The organism is Marinibaculum pumilum, from assembly GCF_042646425.1.
GTDB classification, from domain to species: domain Bacteria; phylum Pseudomonadota; class Alphaproteobacteria; order Ferrovibrionales; family Ferrovibrionaceae; genus Marinibaculum; species Marinibaculum pumilum.
In genome coordinates this window covers 841,964-858,280 of the sequence record NZ_JBHRTR010000028.1, presented here as the reverse complement: position 1 = coordinate 858,280, position 16,317 = coordinate 841,964, and the positions used below count along the sequence as shown (strand labels likewise).

Genomic DNA, 16,317 nt, shown 5'->3' with positions numbered 1-16,317 from the left:
CCGGCCTTGCCGGCACGCCGAGCCGCCAGGTCGCCGGTGCTGCGGTGGCGGTCGGCGCGGCGATCCTGGCCCTGTTCGTCTACTCGCAATGGCAGAGCTATGACCGGGCGATCGCCCGCGCCGAACGCGACACCCGCAATGCGGCCTTCCTTCTGGCCGAGCATGCGGCGCGCACCTTCGACGGCATCGAGGTGACCCTACAGGCGGTGGGCCGCCTGCGCCAGGATGTGGCCCGCGGGATCTACCGCAGCCAGGCCTCGATCTATATCCATCTCAAGACCCTGCAGAGCGGGGCGCCGATCCTGCGCGAAATCGGCTGGTTCGACCTGCATGGCGAGCGGGTCGCATCCTCGGCGGATATCGACCCGCAACATGACAGCATCGCCCGCGAAGACCTTTTCCAGGTCCCGCGATCCACCTCTCCCGAAGCGCTCTATATCAGCGCACCGCAGCGTGTTCCCGCCGCCGGCGCAGGCCCGGACGCCTGGCAGATCGGCGTTTCCTGGCGGCTGGAAGACCTGGATGGCAGCTTTGCCGGCGTCGCCGTCGGGATGCTCGACCCCGAGGCTTTCGCCAGGGTCTACCGGGCGCTCGATCTCGGCCCCGGCGTGACCGCGACCCTGCTCTCCGGCGATGGCGTGGTGCTGGCCCACGCCCCAGATGCAGCCGACCGGCTGGGCCGCAGCACCGCCGGGGCCGAGCCGTTCGTGAGCCGACTGTCGCAATCCCCGGCCGGCACCTTCCACGCGCCTGACCCGTTCGACGGCAGCGCGCGGATCGCGGGCTATGCCACGGTCGACGGCTTCGGCGACGGGCTGCTGGTCAGTGTCGGCATGCCGCGGGCGCAGGCATTGGCCGGCTTTCGCCGCGGCTTCGCGCTGCAGGCAGTGGTGACCGGCGGCATCCTCGCGGCCCTGGCCGTCGCCGCGGCGCTTCTGGCCGGCGGCCTGCGCCGGCGCGAGAAGCTGCAGTCGCAGCTGCGCGCCGCGAATGCCGAGGCACAGGCGGCGCGGCTGGAGGCAGAGCGGGCCAGCGAAGCCAAGAGCGCCTTCCTGGCCAATGTCAGCCATGAGCTGCGCACGCCGCTGACCCTGATCCTGGCACCGCTGGAGCAGCTGCTCGGCCAGGACCGGCCGCCCGCCGACTGGCGCCCGCAGATGGAGCGGATGAAGCGCAACGCGGCACTGCTGCTCAACCGGGTCAACGACACCCTCGACTTCTCCAAGGCGGAGGCCGGCAAGACCGAGATCCGCTGGGAGGAGGTGGACCTGACCGCGCTCGTTCCCGCCCTCTGCGACGATGCAGCCGCCGTGGCACGCGGCAAGGATATCGACCTGTCCTGCAGGATCGATCCGGCACTGCATTCGCTGTCACTGGACCGCCGGCATCTGGAGAAGATCCTCCTGAACCTGATCAGCAATGCGCTGAAATTCACCCCCTCGGGCGGTACGGTCCGGGTGGAGGCCTCGCCGCTCGGCGAGGAGAGCTTCGAGATCGCCGTCAGCGACACCGGTCCAGGCATCCCGCCGGACAAGGTGCAGCTGCTGTTTCAGCGCTTCCAGCAGCTCGATCCATCCCCGACCCGCCAGTACGGCGGCACCGGCATCGGCCTGGCGCTGGTCAAGCAGTTCGCCGAGCTGATGGGGGGCAGCGTCGGCGTCGAAAGCATCGCCGGCTCCGGGGCGCGGTTCTCGGTGCATCTGCCGCGGCGCAACCCGGCCGGCGGCGAAAGGCCCGCCGGACAGACCGGTGCGCCGGCGACGGGCGGCGAGGCGCTGCAGCAGCGCGAGAGCCTGATTGCAGGTCTGGCCGCGGATATCCGCTCCGGCCCGATGCCGGTTCACGAGCCGCCCCAGGCGGAGCCGCAACACCCGGCCGGGGGAACGATGGGGCAGGCGATCCCGGGGCGGCCACGGGTACTGGTCGCCGAGGACAATGCCGACCTCCGCGCCTATGTCGCGGATCTGCTGCGCGACAGCTGCACGGTGCTGACCGCGGTCGACGGACTCGCAGCCTGGGAGCTGCTGCAGCGGCAGCCGGTGGACGTTGTGCTTTCGGACATCATGATGCCGCGGCTGGACGGGCTGGCGCTTGCCGGCCGGATCCGCGCGGCGCCGAACCTGGCGCATATACCGGTGATCCTGCTGACCGCCCGCGGCGGCAGCGAGGCGAGCGCTTCGGGACTGGAGCAGGGGGCGGACGACTATATCGCCAAGCCGTTCGTGCCGGCGGAGCTGAGGGCGCGCGTGCGGGCGGCGCTGCGCATGGCCCAGGCACAGGCAGAGCTGCGGCAGCGCTCCCGGCAGGCCGGCATGTCGGCGGTCGCGATCGGCATCCTGCACAATCTCGGCAATCTGCTGAACGGCGTCACCATCGCCGCCTCGCTGATCGAGGAGACGCTCCGCAGCTCCGCCCTGCCGAAGCTCGGCAGGGTGGCGGACCTGCTGAAGGGGAATGCCGCGGACCTGCAGAGCTTCCTGACCGAGGACGAGCGAGGCCGCGTGCTGCCCGCCTACCTCGCCGCGCTTCATGCCGAGCTGCGGCGGGAGCATGGCACCCTGACCGCGGAGTTCGCCGTCCTGAACGAGCGCATCGTGCATGCGGTCGGCATTCTGACGACACAGCAGGCCCTGACCAAGCGGGTCATGACGCAGGAGGTCGTGCCCGCGGACGAGTTGATGGACACCGCCCTGCGGCTGAGCCAGAGGATGATCGACGAGCATGGCGTGTCGGTGGAACGGGACTATGTCGCTTCGCCCGCGATCTTCTCCGACGTCCACAAGATCCTGCAGATCCTGCTGAACCTGATGCAGAACGCCTGCCACGCGATGCACGACCTGCCCGAAGAGGAAAGGGTGATGCGCGTGCGCTGCTGGGCCGCAGACGAAAAGGTGTGGCTGGAGGTGCGGGACAACGGCGTAGGCATCGAGCCGGACCGGCTGCCGCAGATCTTCAACCAGGGCTTCACCACCAAGTCGAGCGGCCATGGCCTGGGCCTGCATTCCAGCGCCAACTTCGCGCGCGAACTGGGGGGCCGCCTGACCTGCCGCAGCGCGGGGGCGGGCATGGGCGCCAGCTTCACCCTGGAACTGCCGGACGCGACCAGCGTCGCGGATCTGGGGGATGATGGAAGCAGCGGACCGTCCGCTCCACCTCCCCCCCTGGCAGGAGCCGCAGGATGCTGACCGTCCCGGCCCCCACCGGCAATCTCGACGAGGCCCGCGCCCGCATCCTGGCCGTCGACGACAATGCCGGTATCCTGGAGAACTTCCGCCAGATTCTTGCCGAAAGGCCGGGTTCGCGCGGCGATCTCGACGCGCTGGAAGCGATGCTGTTCCAGACCGACGCCAATGCCGAAGCCGAACGTCCGGAACCGGAGCCGCCGCCACGTTTCGATATCGATACCGTGCGGGACGGCGAACTGGCCTGCAGGCGCGCCGGCTCCGCGCTGCAGCAGGACCGGCGCTATGCCGTGGCCTTCGTGGACATGCGGATGCCCGGCGGCTGGGACGGCCTGACCACGATCGAGGAACTGTGGCGCATCGATCCGGAGATCGAGGTTGTAATCTGCACCGCCTACAGCGATTTCGGCCTGCAGGAGATCACCGCGCGGCTGGGCCATACCGACCGGTTCCTGCTTCTGCGCAAGCCGTTCGAGATGATCGAGGTCCAGCAGCTCGCAGCCGCATTGGCACGGAAGTGGCAGCTTCGCCGCGAGGCCCGGGAGCGTCTGGACACCCTCGAGCTGCAGGTCGAACTGCGCACCCGTCATCTCGACCGGGCGCTGCAGGACCTCGCTGCCAGTAATGCGCAGCTGACCGAGGCGCTGGATGCGGCAGCCGCGGCAAGCCAGGCGAAGTCCCGCTTCTTCACCGGGCTGAGCCATGAGCTGCGCACCCCGCTCAATGCCGTCATCGGCTATGCGGAGATGCTGGAACAGGAGATGCTGGGGCCGCTCGGTTCGCCGCGCTACCGCGACTATGCCGGCACCATCGCCGACAGCGGCCGGCACCTGCTGGGCCTGATCAACGACATTCTCGACCTGTCCCGGCTGGATGCCGGCCAGCTGCCGCTGCAGGACGAGGTGCTGGAGCTGTCCGAGGTGGCATCGGAATGCGCCCGGATCATCGCCCCGCTGGCAGAGAAGGGCGGGGTCGCCCTCGAGGTCGAGGCAGAGCCAGACCTGCCCCGCCTGCGCGCCGATCCGCAGCGGCTGCGGCAGATCCTGCTCAACATCCTGTCGAATGCCGCGAAGTTCACGCCGGAGGGCGGGCGGGTGCGGCTGTCGGCGCAGCTGCGGGACGGCGGCATCGTGATCCAGGTGGCGGATACCGGGATCGGCATGAAGCCGGGCGAGATGGCCAAGGCGTTGGAACAGTTCGGCCAGATCGACAGCCCGCTGGGCAGGCGGCATGCCGGCACCGGCCTCGGCCTGCCCCTGACCCGGGGCCTGGTCGAGCTGCACGGCGGCACCTTCACGCTCGACAGCACGCCCGGCCAGGGCACCACGGTCACGACCTGGTTTCCACCGGAGCGGTCGGTCCGACCGCCGCCGGCCGCCTGACCCGCGCGGCGCGGCGGCCCCGCCCTCGGGGTCAGTCGTTCAGGTTCGCCCACATCTCCTTGTCGCGCTCCGCCGTCCAGATCTGCGGGCGGACATGGCCCTTCGCCTCGTCATAGGCGCGGGAGACGTTGAACGGCATGCAATGCTCGAAGATCACCCAGTTGTGGTACTTCTTCTCGAGTTCCGGGTAGGTGTGGTCCCAGGTCTCCTTCAGGGACATGCCCTTGTCGACGCAGCCCTTCACGGTCTGGAACAGGGCGGTGACATAGGCCTTCGTGCCCTCGATCGCGTCCAGGCAGTCGGCCTTCGTCATCAGCGCATCGCCGCGGCCGGGGACCAGCTTCTCCGGCCCCAGTTCCTTCAGCTTCTCCAGGGTCTGCGGCCAGTCGGTCAGGTGGGAATCGCCGCAATAGGGGGTGGCGCCGTACTCCACCAGGTCGCCGGAGAACAGGATCTTCTCCTTCGGCAGCCAGGCGATGGTGTCGCCCTGGGTATGGCCCTTGCCGACATGCATGATCTCCACGACCCGGTCGCGCCCCATATACAGGGTCAGCCGCTCGTCGAAGCCCAGGGTCGGCCAGGTCAGGCCGGGAATGCTCTCCACCGACTGGAACAGGCGCGGGAAGCGGCCGACTTCCGAGTCGTAGTCCTGCTGGCCGCGCTCGGCCACCATCTCCATGGTGTTGCGGCTGGCGATCACGTTGGGGGCGCCATAGGCGCTGGCGCCCAACACCCGGACCGCGTGGTAGTGGGTCAGCAGCACGTGGTGGAACGGCTTGTCCGTCACCTCGCGCACCCGGCGGATGACGTCCTGCGCCATCACCGGCGTGGCCTGGGTGTCGGCCACCAGGACACCGTCATCGCCGACCACCACGCCGGTGTTCGGATCGCCCTCTGCGGTATAGGCGTAGACGCCGGAACCGAGCTCGGCAAAGGTGACGGTCTTTTCTTCCAGATCGGCGGCGGATGCGAAGGCCTTGGCCATGGTCTCCCTCCCTCGGGACGCACGGATGAAAGTTACTGGCGCAACTATATAGGCGGGAAAGCCGTCCACGGCCAGGAGGATGCAGGCAATGGCTGACAAGGCGATGGGAATCGACAGCGGGATCATCCTGACCGGAGGCTGCCTCTGCGGCCGCTGCCGCTTCCGGCTGCGCAGCCCCGACCTGGCGGCGAAGTGGTGCCATTGCAGCATGTGCCGCAAGGCCACCGGCAACCCGGCCTGGCTGTTCCTGACGGTACCGCTGGCGGATTTCGCCTGGCTGACGGCGCCGCCGCAGGTCTTCGCCTCCTCCCGCATTGCCGAGCGCGGCTTCTGCCCCGATTGCGGTTCGCCGCTCACCTTCCGCCTGCATGCGCAGGACAGCATCGATGTCAGCGTCGGTTGCCTGGATGCGCCCGGCCGGGTGCGGCCCGTCCGCCACTACGGCATAGAGGGCCGCCAGGCCAGCCTGGCGGTGCATGACGGCCTGCCGGCGGAGCGCAGCGAGGACAGCGCCGACCTGGTCGCCGCCTGGCAGGCGGCCTATGGCGCCGATGTCCGGATCGGTCCGCGGTTCCAGCCGGACGCGGTCGACGAGGACGGCTGAGCATCATCCGCTCAGCCTTCCTTAAGCTTTGACCGCCAACCTCACCGGATAGCGTCCACGCGCCGGCAGGTCCGGCATCGCCGCCGGCCACGGGATACGTTGCCGCGCGACCCGGCCAAGACAGTCCGGGACAGCGAGACGCCGCATTGCAGTCGACACACCAGACGGGTTTCACGATGAAGATCATCGCCCTTGTGGCCGCCCTGCTGCTGGCGGGCACCTCGCTCGCGCTCGCGCGCCCGGACGTCAATGTCGACGCCGACGGGGTCGGCGCACATGGCTACGACCTGGTCGCCTATTTGAGCGAGGACGCACCTGTCGAGGGCCGCCGCGCCCACCAGGTCACGCATGACGGAATCCTCTACCGCTTCGCCAGCGCCGCCAACGCGGCGGCCTTCGCCGCCGAGCCGGCGCGCCACCTGCCCGCCTATGGCGGCTTCTGCGCCTATGGCGTCGCGATGGGCAGGAAGTTCGACACGAAACCCATCGCGTGGAAGATCGTCGACGGCCGCCTCTACCTGGAGCTGGACCAGGGCATCCGCGCCGTGTGGCTGCGCGAGGTGCCGCGGAACATCGCCATCGCGGACCGCATCTGGCCGGAGATCGAACAGGTCCCCGCGGCCCAGCTGGGCAATTGACCGGCCCGGGACATGGCAGACACTGCGGCCCAAGGCGCCGGCGTCCCGGCGCATGGCTTCATCGCGCGCTTGCGCGCGCGCCTGGCCCGTTCCGCCAATGCGCGGATGCTTGCGCGGATCCTGCCGCTGACGGCCGTCTGCTATATCGCCGTGGTGGCGTTGCAGGAACATCTGCAATACCGGGAAGCCCATGACGGGCTGATGCAGCGCCTGGACCGGATCTCCGCCAGCCAGTCGATCCTGCTGAGCGAGGCGATCGGACAGGACGACAGCTCTGCCGTCAGGCTGCTGGTCGCGATGATCGTCGCCGATCCCGACATCGTCGGGATTGCCGTGACCGGCGCAGACGGCGCGGTGCTGGATGCCTTCGGCAGTGGCTATGACGGCAATGGGCCGCTAGTCCGCCGGCACAGCATCAACCGGGTCACGGCGACGGGGTTCCGCACCGTCGGCGAACTCAGGCTCGCCGCCTCCGACGGCCGGATCCTGACGGAGAGCCGGCGCGACTTCTACAACCATGCACTGACCGCCGTGATCCTGCTGGCGATCGTCCTGGCGCTGGTGCAACTCGCACACCGGCAGGTCGTCGGCCGCCCACTGGAACGACTCCTGGCTGCGATCCGGGATGCGGAAACGGGCGGCAGCCACAGGCCGGTGCCCGTCACCGGCCGGGACGAGATCGCCCGCGTGATCCAGGCCTATAACGTCATGCGGCGACGGCAGGAGGAGGTCGAGGCGGAACTGCGGATCGCGCGCGACGCGGCAGAGGATTCGAGCAATGCCAAGAGCCACTTCCTCGCCAACATGAGCCACGAGCTGCGCACCCCGCTGAATTCCATCATCGGCTATTCGGAGGCGATGAAGGAAGGTGTGCTGGGCCCGATAGAGAATCCCCGCTACCGCGACTATCTGGAGCATATCCACGCCTCCGGCAGCCTCCTGAACAGGCTGATCTCCGACATCCTGGACATCTCCCGGGTGGAGGCCGGGACGGTGGTGGCGCGGCCGTCCGCCATCGACATCGCCGACCTGTTCCGCCGCTGCCGGATGTTCATGGCGCCGCAGATGGACGAGGCCGGGCTGTCGCTGGACCTGCAGCTGGAGGCCGGCCTGCCGCAGGTCCGCTGCGATTCCGACCACCTGCTGCAGGTGCTTCTGAACCTGCTCTCCAATGCTGCGAAGTTCAGCCCGCAGGACGGCACGGTCACCCTGCGGGCCGGCCGGTCGGAAGAGGGCCTGATCGCCCTGTCGGTGAGCGATACCGGCATCGGCATCGCGCCGGAGGAGCAGGAGAGAGTGATGGAGCCCTTCTACCAGGTGGCGCAGGCGGCGACCCGGGCCCACAAGGGGACCGGCCTGGGGCTCGCCATCACCCGGGCATTGGTCGCCATCAACGGCGGCAGCCTGCACATGGACAGCCATCCCGGCCTGGGCACGACGGTGACGGTCACCCTGCCCGCCGCCGGCCCGGCGTGACGGCCTGCCGCGGCCTCATCCTGACCGGCCGGGCGCCGGCGGTTCCCGACATCGTTTCTTGCCGGTGACAGCGTATTGCGGCCGGCAGGCGTTTTGACCATGCTCTGCCGCAATCGAGATCGCGGCCCGCATGGAGGAAACGATGCCCGTCTGGAACCCCGCCGTCAGCGACATTGTCATCCGCGACGCTGCCGACATCGCCGCCATCGAGAAGACGCCCTTCGACCAGGTGAGCAACGCTAAAAGCGCCTACGAGATCCTGGGCATCCAGGCGGCGGAGCATCCGGACTGGCCGGCGATCATCTTCATGACCACGCCGGATCCGGACGACCCGGCCATGACCCTGACCTTCCGGCAGCTGTTCGGCCGGGTCACCCAGGCGGCCAACCTGTTCCACGAGCTGAGCGAGGGCGAGCCGCCGGTGGTGGCGGAGATGCTCCCCGCCATGCCGCATGCGCACATGACCCTGTGGGGCGGTGCCGCGGCCGGTGTCGCCATGCCGCTGAACTTCCTGCTGCGCCCCGACCAGCTGGCCGACCTCATGAACGCCGCCAAGGTGACGGTGCTGGTGGCGCTGGGCCCGAACCCGGCCGTCGACATCTGGGACAAGGTGCTGCAGATCAAGGACAAGGTGCCGACCCTGAAGGCGATCGTACAGGTCACCGGCGAGGTGGCGCCGGAGCTGAACAATGTCCATGCCTTCGACGCGGCGGTCGGCGCGCAGCCGGCGGATCGCCTGGTCAGCGGGCGCGGCTTCGGCCTGGACGATGTCGCCGCCTATTTCCACACCGGCGGCACCACCGGCGCGCCGAAGCTGGCGCAGCACACCAACCGCAACCATGTCGCGATGGCCTTCGCCGTCGGCAGGATGTGGGGCTTCCAGCCCAACAAGGGCGTGCTGAACGGTCTGCCGATCTTCCATGTCGGCGGCGCGCTGGATGCCGGCCTGGCGCCGCTCGCCTCCGGCGCCCATTTCCTGCTCGCGACCCCGGCCGGCCTGCGCAACCCGCAGGTGGTGCAGAATGTCTGGCGCATCGCCGACAAGTTCAGGCTGGACACGGTGGGCGGCGTGCCGACCTCGATCGTGGCGATGGGCCAGGTGCCGGTCGGCGATGCCGACATCTCGTGCGTGAAGATGGCGCTGACGGGCGGCTCGCCGATGCCGGTGGAGCCGGCGAAGCAGTTCGAGGGCCGCTTCGGCATCAGGATCCACGAGATCTATGGCATGACCGAAACCGCCGGCAACGGCACCGTGAACCCGCGCTTCGGCGAGCGGGTGGTCGGCTGCGCCGGCCTGCGCGCGCCCTATGTCGAGGTCAAGGTGGCGAAGTTCGGCGCCGACGGCACGCCGTCGGTCGACTGCGCTCAGGGCGAGACTGGGGTGGTGATGTTCCGCGGGCCCACGGTGACGCCGGGCTATACCGATCCGCGCCGCAACGAAGGCGTGGTGCTGGACGACGGCTGGCTGGTCAGCGGCGATCTGGGCCGCTTCGACGAGAACGGCCGGCTGTGGATCACCGGGCGGGCGAAGGACCTGATCATCCGCTCCGGCCATAACATCGACCCGGCGATCATCGAGGCGGCGATGGACGAGCATCCCGCCGTGCTGAACAGCGCCGCGATCGGCATGCCCGACGAATATGCCGGCGAGCTGCCGGCGATCTACGTCACCCTGAAGGAAGGCGCCACAGCCACGGAATCCGAACTGCACGACTGGCTGGCGGAGCGGATCTCCGAACGCCCGGCCTTGCCGAAGCAGATCCATGTCATCGGCGAGATGCCGCTGACCGCGGTCGGCAAGATCTTCAAGCCGGCGCTGCGCTGGGACATCACCAGGCAGGTCTTCGAGAGCCGGCTGAAGGGCCTGGCCGACGAGCATGGCGTCGCCGCGAAGGTCGAGGTCGGCGACGTGCCGGGCACCGGCATCGTCGCCACCGTGAGCCTGAGCGGCACGGCCGACGACAAGGCGGCGGTGGAAGCCGCGGTCAACGAGCGGCTGGGCGCCTTCACCCTGCAGCCTTACCGGATCGTCTGGGCCTGACGGCCAGAAGGGAGCCGGCCTTGGACTTCAGCAGCCTGACCTATGCGGTCGAGGACAGGGTGGCGGTGATCACCCTGAACCGGCCCGAGCGGCTGAACGCGATCGACGACCGGATGCCGGGCGAGATCCGCCGGGCCGTGCAGCAGGCCAATGACGACGATGCCGTCCATGTCATCCTGCTGAAGGGCGCCGGCCGGGCCTTCTGCTCCGGCTACGACCTGAAGATGTACGCCGAAAGCGAAGGGCCCAATGCGGGCGTGCAGCCGATGCCCTGGGACCCGATGATCGACTACAAGATCATGAAGGGCTTCACCGACGATTATCAGAGCCTGTGGCGCAGCTACAAGCCGACGGTGGCGCAGGTGCATGGCCATGCGGTGGCCGGCGGCAGCGACATCGCCCTGTCCTGCGACATCCTCTTCATGGCGGAGGATGCGCGCATCGGCTATCCGCCGGCGCGGGTCTGGGGCTGCCCGACCACGGCGATGTGGGTCTACCGGGTCGGCGCGCAGGTGGCGAAGCGCATGCTGTTCACCGGCGACCTGATCGACGGGCGGGAGGCTGCCGAACTGGGCCTGGCGCTGGAGGCGGTGCCCGAGGATGCCCTGGCCGACCGGGTGCGGGCCTTCCTGGACCGCATGGCCGGTGTGCCGAAGAACCAGCTGATGATGCAGAAGCTGATGATCAACCAGGCCTTCGACAATATGGGCATGGCAAACACCCAGATGATCGCCACCCTGTTCGACGGCATCACCCGCCACAGCCCGGAGGGCATGTGGTTCAAGCAGCGGGCGGAAGAGGTCGGCTTCCAGCAGGCGGTGAAGGAACGGGATTCCGGCGACCCGATCCCTGAGGGCCGCGAAGGCCTGCGCCTCAACCGGTAGCCGGCCTGGTCAGGCAAGGAAGTACCAGGCCGACAGAGCGAGGCCGCTGACGATGACGAAGGCCCGCACCACCGGCAGCGGCAGCATCCTGGCCAGATGGACGCCGGACCAGCCACCGGCGATGCCGGCGACCGCGATGACCAGGCTGGCAGCGGGATCGACGGCGCCGGCTGCCAGGAAGACGGCGACCGCCATCGCCTGCAGGACGATAGACAGCAGGTTCTTGGCGGCATTCACCGCGTGGAAACCGGCATTCTCGGTGAGCGCCAGGGTCGCCAGCATCATCACCCCCATGCCGGCGCCGAAATAGCCGCCATAAACGGCAACCGCGCCCTGCAGCAGCACGGCGGGCCAGACCGGCCGGGGTCCCGTTGCCGGGCCGGCCAGCCGCGCTCCCAGGCGGGCGATGCCGCGGCTGAAGGCGAACATCGCGGTCGCCAGCAGCAGCAGCCAGGGCACCAGGGTGCCGAACAGGCCGTCGCCGGACAGCAGCACCAGCCATGCCCCCAGGGCACCGCAGACCAGCGACACCGCGACCAGCGGCAGCAGGCGCCGGAACGCCGCCACGATCTCCCTGCGATAGGCCAGGGCAGAGGCGACGGAACCCAGCACCACAGCCGCGGCGCTGGTGGCGTTCGCCGCCACCGGCGGCATGCCGAGCGCCAGCAGGGCGGAAAAGGTGAAGATCGTCCCGCCGCCCGCGATGGCGTTCAGGATCCCCGCGGCAAAGCCGGCAAGGCCCAGCAGTGCGACCGCCTCGAAGTTCATGTCCCGTTCCTCCCGCCCGGCAGAAAGCATGGCGGGGGCCCGCGATATAGAATGAAAGTGACCGTCAGTCCGGGTGGTGGGCGGCGCGGAAGCGGCCCGGCGTGGCCCCGAAGAAGGCCAGGAACATGCGCCCGAAATGGCTCTGGTCACAGAAGCCGGCGGCATAGGCCGCCTCGCTGATGCGGGCACCGTCGCGCAGCATCTGGCGGCCGGCATTGAGGCGGGCATTCAGGTCGTAGGCATGGGGCGTCATGCCGAACTGCCGGGCGAAGGCACGGATGAAGCCCTCCCGGCTCAACCCGGACAGGCGCGCGGCAGCGGCGCCTCCGCCGGTGCCGCCGGGCGCCCGTGCGACCGGACGCGCGGGGCCGGTCCAGCGCGGCGCATGCCGCGACAGCCCGCCGGCGACGAGATCGCCGACCGCCCCTGGCGCGATATCCAGCAGGGCCGGTGCCGCCGCCAGCAGGTAGGCGGAGCGCGCCAGACGGTCCGCCAGCCCGTCGGGCAGCGAATCGGGCGGCAGGTAGAATTCGGCAGAGATCACCTGCCGCCCTTGCGTGGGCAGCGCGCGATGCGCCACCAGTCCGCCGATGGCCAGGATATGGCCGGGCGCGAGGCGCAGCCGGTGGGCGCCGATGCAATAGTCCCGGCAGCCGTTCCAGACGACCGAGAGCTGGGTCTCGGCATGGTAGTGCAGCCGCAGCCCGGCGGGACGGCAGCCGATCCAGTCGGCGCCTTCCAGAACGCGGCTGTCGCCCGCATAGTCGTATCGCAGTTGGTCGTCCATGGTACCCCTATCGGGACGGCGGGGCCGAAGCCGGGATACCCTACAACCCGGCGCGCAGGAGGAGACGAGAAAGATGAAGGTCGTGATCACCGGCGCCGCCGGCTTTCTGGGACGCAAGCTGGCCGGGGCGATCCTGGACCGCGGCCGGCTGACCGGTGCCGACGGCAGCGAGCAGGAAGTCGACCAGCTGGTGCTCTTCGACCATGTCGAGCCGGTCTCGCCGCGGCCCGGCGACAACCGGGTCAGCCTGCACAAGGGCGACATTGCCGACCGCGGCCTGGTGGCCGACCTGGTCGGTCCCGACACCCAGAGCCTGTTCCATCTGGCCTCCGTCGTCTCCGCCGGCGCGGAGGAGGATTTCGACCTGGGCTACCGCACCAACCTGGACGGCATGCTGGCGGTGCTGGAGGCGGCGCGGGCGACCGACCATCGCAGCCGCATCGTCTTCACCTCTTCGCTGGCCACCTTCGGCGGCGCCTGGAGCGAGGCGGTCGACGACGACACGCCGCAGACGCCGCAGACCTCCTACGGCACGCAGAAGGCGATTGGCGAACTGCTGGCCAACGACTATTCGCGCAAGGGCTTCGTCGATGCCCGCTCCGTGCGCCTGCCGACCATCGCGATCCGGCCCGGCCGGCCGAACCGGGCGGCCTCGACCTGGGTCTCCTCGATCATCCGCGAGCCGCTGCAGGGCGAAGAAACGGTCTGCCCGGTGACCGAGGATGCGCAGATGGTCGTGCTCTCCCCGCGCAAGGCGGTGGCGGGCCTGGTCGCCCTGCACGAACTGCCGGACGGTGCGCTGGGGCCCTGGCGGTCGCTGAACTTCCCCGGCATCACGGTGAGCGTGGCGCAGATGGTCGAGGCCCTGCGCGCCGTGGGGGGCGAAGAGGCCGTCGCCCGCATCCGCTGGGAGCCGGACCCGGCGATCCAGAAGATCGTCGCCGGCTGGCCCGCCGGCTTCGGCTGGGACAAGGCGCGCACCCTGGGCTTCACCGCCGACGAGTCGATGGAAGCCGTGGTCCGCGCCTTTGCCGAGGACGACATGGTAAGGCCGGCGGGCAAGTAAGAGCGATTGCGGCCATGACAGCTACCTGTCGCTTTCGGGCTTGACCCGAGAGCCCATTCCGCCACCCCTGAAGCTGCATCGCGGCTTGCGGAATGGATCCCCGCCTCAAGGGCGGGGACGACGGATCTCACTGCTTTTTGCTGCATCCCCTTTGGCGGCAGCGCTCCAAGCGTGGCTGGCGCTTCCGTCCCCTCAGAACGGCGTCGGGTCCAGGAAGCGGCGCAGCACGTTCCCGGTGATGCGGGAGACGTTGTTGTCGTAGCCGTTGTGCGACAGGCTGCCCGCCCAGGCGATCGAGCTGGTGGAGAAGACGGCGCCGCCGGCGGCGGTCTCGTAGAACAGCATGTCGGCGCGCACCAGCGGGCTCTCATGGCCGCCCTGGCCGGGATAGTTGATCAGGATCTCCTCGCTGACGACCAGGTAGATGTCGGTATGGTTCTCCGACGAGGCCAGCAGCAGCGCGTTCGGCGGCGTGCCCAGCAGGCGGTCGGCGCGGTCCAGTTCCAGCCCCGCGGCACCGCCGCCGATCAGACCGAAATCGCCGATGATCTCGTCCGGCACGCCGTCGAAGATGAAGGCGACGCGGGGGTCGTCGGCATCCTTCTGCCGCCGGTAGTAGGAGCAGATGTCGAAGCCCTGGGCGGTGAATCCGGTGCCGGCCATCACCTGCGGCGGCCGGCCGTTGCGCCGCCACAGCCCGCCATATTCGCCGGTGAAGGCGTGGTAGTACTCGCCTGGCTCCGCCGCCCAGGCGCGGATTCCGTCCTCGTTGCGGCGCACCTCCATCACGCCGGGCTTCGTCGGGTGGTAGGCGATGCGCCAGTACCAGCCGTTCGCGCCCAGATACATCAGCCGCCCGCCGCGCTTCTTGAACGCGTCCATGGCGTCCCACATCGCCGTCGAATGGTATTCCGGGTGGGTGCCCGTCATCACGACGTCGTAGCCGTCCAGCGCGCCCACGCCTTCGTAGTGCAGGTCCTCGTCGGTCAGGCAGTCGAAGTCGAAGCCCTGCGCCTCCAGCCAGTCGGTGATGTGGGTGTCGGCGTTGAACTGCCACAGCGAGGAGCCGATGCCGCCGACCCAGGACTGGTAGTCGGGCCGCATGTTCAGGATCGGCCGCAGGCGCGAGCTGAAGCAGATGCCGCTGCCGTCAGCATGGGTGTCGTAGCAGGAGCCGCCGAAATTCCGGTTCTCCGCCAGGAACACGTCGTTCGGATAGAGCACCGGGATGCGCCCGGCCAGCACCTCGGTCGTCGCCCCGTCGAACGCCATATGCTCGTTGGCATAGGCCATGTAGCTCGCGGTCGGCACCAGGAAGGCCGCGCGGGCGCGGGGCCGTCCGCCTGAGGCAGATGTCTTGGGCCCCCGCACCACGAAGGGCATGTAATCCTCCCCGACGCCGCCCGGCGAGGTTTCGTCAAGGCGCACCCGGGCGGCGTAGATGCCGCTCTTCAGGCCGTCGGCCACGGTCAGGGTGAAGTCGGTCTGCCAGCCGCAATCGTACAGGTCGTCGTCGTGGAAATGGATCGCGCCATATTCCTGCGGCGCGCGGCTCCAGTTCATCTCGCGGCCGGTCCAGTTGTAGCCCTTCATCGCCCGCACCGGCATGTTCACGGTCTGCCCATGCAGGCGGTTGGGCGAGATGTCGAAGACCGTCTCGCCGCTGATCCCCTGACCGAAATCCCAGCGGGCGACCAGCGCCGGCGCCGCCGCGTCGGGCAGGCGGCCGGTCAGCACCTGTTCCAGCCCCATCGGGTCGAGCAGAACGGCGGAAACCGCCGGGCTGTCGATCTTGCCGTTGAAATGCCCCGCGGTGCGCAGGCGGGTTCCAACGGTACCGACGGGATGCGCGGCGATCAGCAGCGGACCGCCGGCGTCGCCCGGCGCGAAGCCCGGCCGATCCGTGACGGTGGATGCATCGTCGATATGGCCATAGACGGCCTGCGGCACCTGGTGCACGGTCACCGTGCCGGTGGCGGCGTCAAAGCTGGCCGCCGCCAGGTACCATTCGCGTGCCAGCACCGGCTTGCCGCTGCCGAACGTCGCGACCTTGCCGCTGCCATCCCCAATGGTCAGTGCGACGCAGCCGGCTGCGTCGAGTCCCAGGATGAAGCCGGCCTTGCGGCCCTCGTCCCAGCGCGAGATCACGCTTTGCGCGCCCTGCCCCGGCAGGGTCGGCCAGATCATCGCCTGCAGGGTGAAGCTGCGCAGCCCGGCGAACAGCGGATGGTCCGGCACGGTGACATATGACCCGGCCAGCGCCTCCTGCGGGCGGCCGTCATAGCGGCCGTCGATCGCGGTTGCCACCGGCTCGAAGCGGCAGCCGGGGCCGGCCGGGTTGTTGTCGCCATGGATGATGCGGACGATCGAGGCGTCATAGGCCCGGCCTTCCAGGCTGGATACCTTGAAGGCGATCTCCTCGCCGGGGCGCACACTGATCTTGTCGCTGTATCCCAGGATCTTCTTCATCTGCCGCCCCGCCTCCGATGATGCTGTCCCGGCCC

The 16,317-nt window shown here is 69.3% G+C and carries 12 protein-coding genes; 8 read left to right on the top strand and 4 right to left on the bottom strand.

Annotation, left to right across the window (positions count from 1 at the left end; all coding sequences use genetic code 11):
• The first annotated feature begins 44 nt into the window (after positions 1-44).
• Together ACFOGJ_RS16645 and ACFOGJ_RS16640 are read left to right on the top strand one after the other, a co-directional pair.
• Positions 45-3,185 (top strand): ATP-binding protein, encoded by a 3,141-nt coding sequence (locus ACFOGJ_RS16645; protein WP_379902399.1) that lies wholly within the window; start codon positions 45-47, stop codon positions 3,183-3,185.
• Complete coding sequence (locus tag ACFOGJ_RS16640; protein WP_379902397.1) at positions 3,179-4,564, top strand: ATP-binding response regulator; 1,386 nt, start codon at positions 3,179-3,181, stop codon at positions 4,562-4,564. Before ACFOGJ_RS16645 ends, ACFOGJ_RS16640 begins: the two co-directional genes overlap by 7 nt.
• Positions 4,565-4,595: 31 nt before the next feature.
• Here ACFOGJ_RS16640 and ACFOGJ_RS16635 read toward each other — a convergent pair whose 3' ends face one another.
• The gene (locus ACFOGJ_RS16635; RefSeq protein ID WP_379902395.1) at positions 4,596-5,549 is read right to left on the bottom strand and encodes an MBL fold metallo-hydrolase; all 954 of its coding nucleotides are present in this window, start codon (positions 5,547-5,549) and stop codon (positions 4,596-4,598) included.
• A gap of 88 nt (positions 5,550-5,637) precedes the next feature.
• On the opposite strand from ACFOGJ_RS16635, the gene ACFOGJ_RS16630 reads away from it, so the two are divergent.
• The 5 genes from ACFOGJ_RS16630 to ACFOGJ_RS16610 all read left to right on the top strand — a co-directional run bounded on the left by ACFOGJ_RS16630 (position 5,638) and on the right by ACFOGJ_RS16610 (position 11,192).
• On the top strand, positions 5,638-6,153 hold the full coding sequence (locus ACFOGJ_RS16630; RefSeq protein ID WP_379902393.1) for a GFA family protein: 516 nt from the start codon (positions 5,638-5,640) through the stop codon (positions 6,151-6,153).
• Positions 6,154-6,329: 176 nt separating this feature from the next.
• Complete coding sequence (locus ACFOGJ_RS16625) at positions 6,330-6,791, top strand: YHS domain-containing (seleno)protein (protein ID WP_379902391.1); 462 nt, start codon at positions 6,330-6,332, stop codon at positions 6,789-6,791.
• Between the two features lie 12 nt (positions 6,792-6,803).
• A complete protein-coding gene (locus ACFOGJ_RS16620) occupies positions 6,804-8,267 on the top strand; it encodes a sensor histidine kinase (RefSeq protein ID WP_379902389.1) in 1,464 nt (487 codons plus the stop codon).
• A 142-nt stretch (positions 8,268-8,409) separates the two neighbouring features.
• Complete coding sequence (locus ACFOGJ_RS16615) at positions 8,410-10,308, top strand: acyl-CoA synthetase (protein WP_379902387.1); 1,899 nt, start codon at positions 8,410-8,412, stop codon at positions 10,306-10,308.
• Between the two features lie 20 nt (positions 10,309-10,328).
• Positions 10,329-11,192, top strand: a complete 864-nt coding sequence (locus ACFOGJ_RS16610; RefSeq protein WP_379902385.1) for a crotonase/enoyl-CoA hydratase family protein — start codon at positions 10,329-10,331, stop codon at positions 11,190-11,192.
• A 9-nt stretch (positions 11,193-11,201) separates the two neighbouring features.
• Here the strand turns inward: ACFOGJ_RS16610 and ACFOGJ_RS16605 are convergent, their stop codons facing one another.
• Together ACFOGJ_RS16605 and ACFOGJ_RS16600 are read right to left on the bottom strand one after the other, a co-directional pair.
• Positions 11,202-11,960, bottom strand: a complete 759-nt coding sequence (locus ACFOGJ_RS16605) for a sulfite exporter TauE/SafE family protein (RefSeq protein ID WP_379902384.1) — start codon at positions 11,958-11,960, stop codon at positions 11,202-11,204.
• 64 nt (positions 11,961-12,024) lie between these two features.
• Positions 12,025-12,747 carry a helix-turn-helix domain-containing protein gene (locus ACFOGJ_RS16600; RefSeq protein WP_379902382.1) on the bottom strand — a complete coding sequence of 241 codons (723 nt, stop codon included), beginning with the start codon at positions 12,745-12,747 and terminating at the stop codon, positions 12,025-12,027.
• Between the two features lie 73 nt (positions 12,748-12,820).
• Between ACFOGJ_RS16600 and denD the strand changes: the two genes are divergently transcribed.
• Positions 12,821-13,813, top strand: coding sequence for a D-erythronate dehydrogenase (gene denD / locus ACFOGJ_RS16595; protein ID WP_379902380.1), 993 nt, complete (start codon positions 12,821-12,823; stop codon positions 13,811-13,813).
• Positions 13,814-14,005: 192 nt separating this feature from the next.
• On the opposite strand, the gene ACFOGJ_RS16590 is transcribed toward denD, so the two are convergent.
• Positions 14,006-16,282 (bottom strand): N,N-dimethylformamidase beta subunit family domain-containing protein, encoded by a 2,277-nt coding sequence (locus ACFOGJ_RS16590; RefSeq protein ID WP_379902378.1) that lies wholly within the window; start codon positions 16,280-16,282, stop codon positions 14,006-14,008.
• Positions 16,283-16,317 lie beyond the last annotated feature (35 nt).

Coding starts and splice junctions, on each gene's coding strand:
- ACFOGJ_RS16620 (WP_379902389.1), top strand. CDS start 6,804: ATGGCAGACACTGCGGCCCAAGGCGCCGGCGTCCCGGCGCATGGCTTC.
- ACFOGJ_RS16630 (WP_379902393.1), top strand. CDS start 5,638: ATGGCTGACAAGGCGATGGGAATCGACAGCGGGATCATCCTGACCGGA.
- ACFOGJ_RS16605 (WP_379902384.1), bottom strand. CDS start 11,960: ATGAACTTCGAGGCGGTCGCACTGCTGGGCCTTGCCGGCTTTGCCGCG.
- ACFOGJ_RS16640 (WP_379902397.1), top strand. CDS start 3,179: ATGCTGACCGTCCCGGCCCCCACCGGCAATCTCGACGAGGCCCGCGCC.
- ACFOGJ_RS16600 (WP_379902382.1), bottom strand. CDS start 12,747: ATGGACGACCAACTGCGATACGACTATGCGGGCGACAGCCGCGTTCTG.
- ACFOGJ_RS16625 (WP_379902391.1), top strand. CDS start 6,330: ATGAAGATCATCGCCCTTGTGGCCGCCCTGCTGCTGGCGGGCACCTCG.
- ACFOGJ_RS16590 (WP_379902378.1), bottom strand. CDS start 16,282: ATGAAGAAGATCCTGGGATACAGCGACAAGATCAGTGTGCGCCCCGGC.
- ACFOGJ_RS16615 (WP_379902387.1), top strand. CDS start 8,410: ATGCCCGTCTGGAACCCCGCCGTCAGCGACATTGTCATCCGCGACGCT.
- ACFOGJ_RS16635 (WP_379902395.1), bottom strand. CDS start 5,549: ATGGCCAAGGCCTTCGCATCCGCCGCCGATCTGGAAGAAAAGACCGTC.
- denD (WP_379902380.1), top strand. CDS start 12,821: ATGAAGGTCGTGATCACCGGCGCCGCCGGCTTTCTGGGACGCAAGCTG.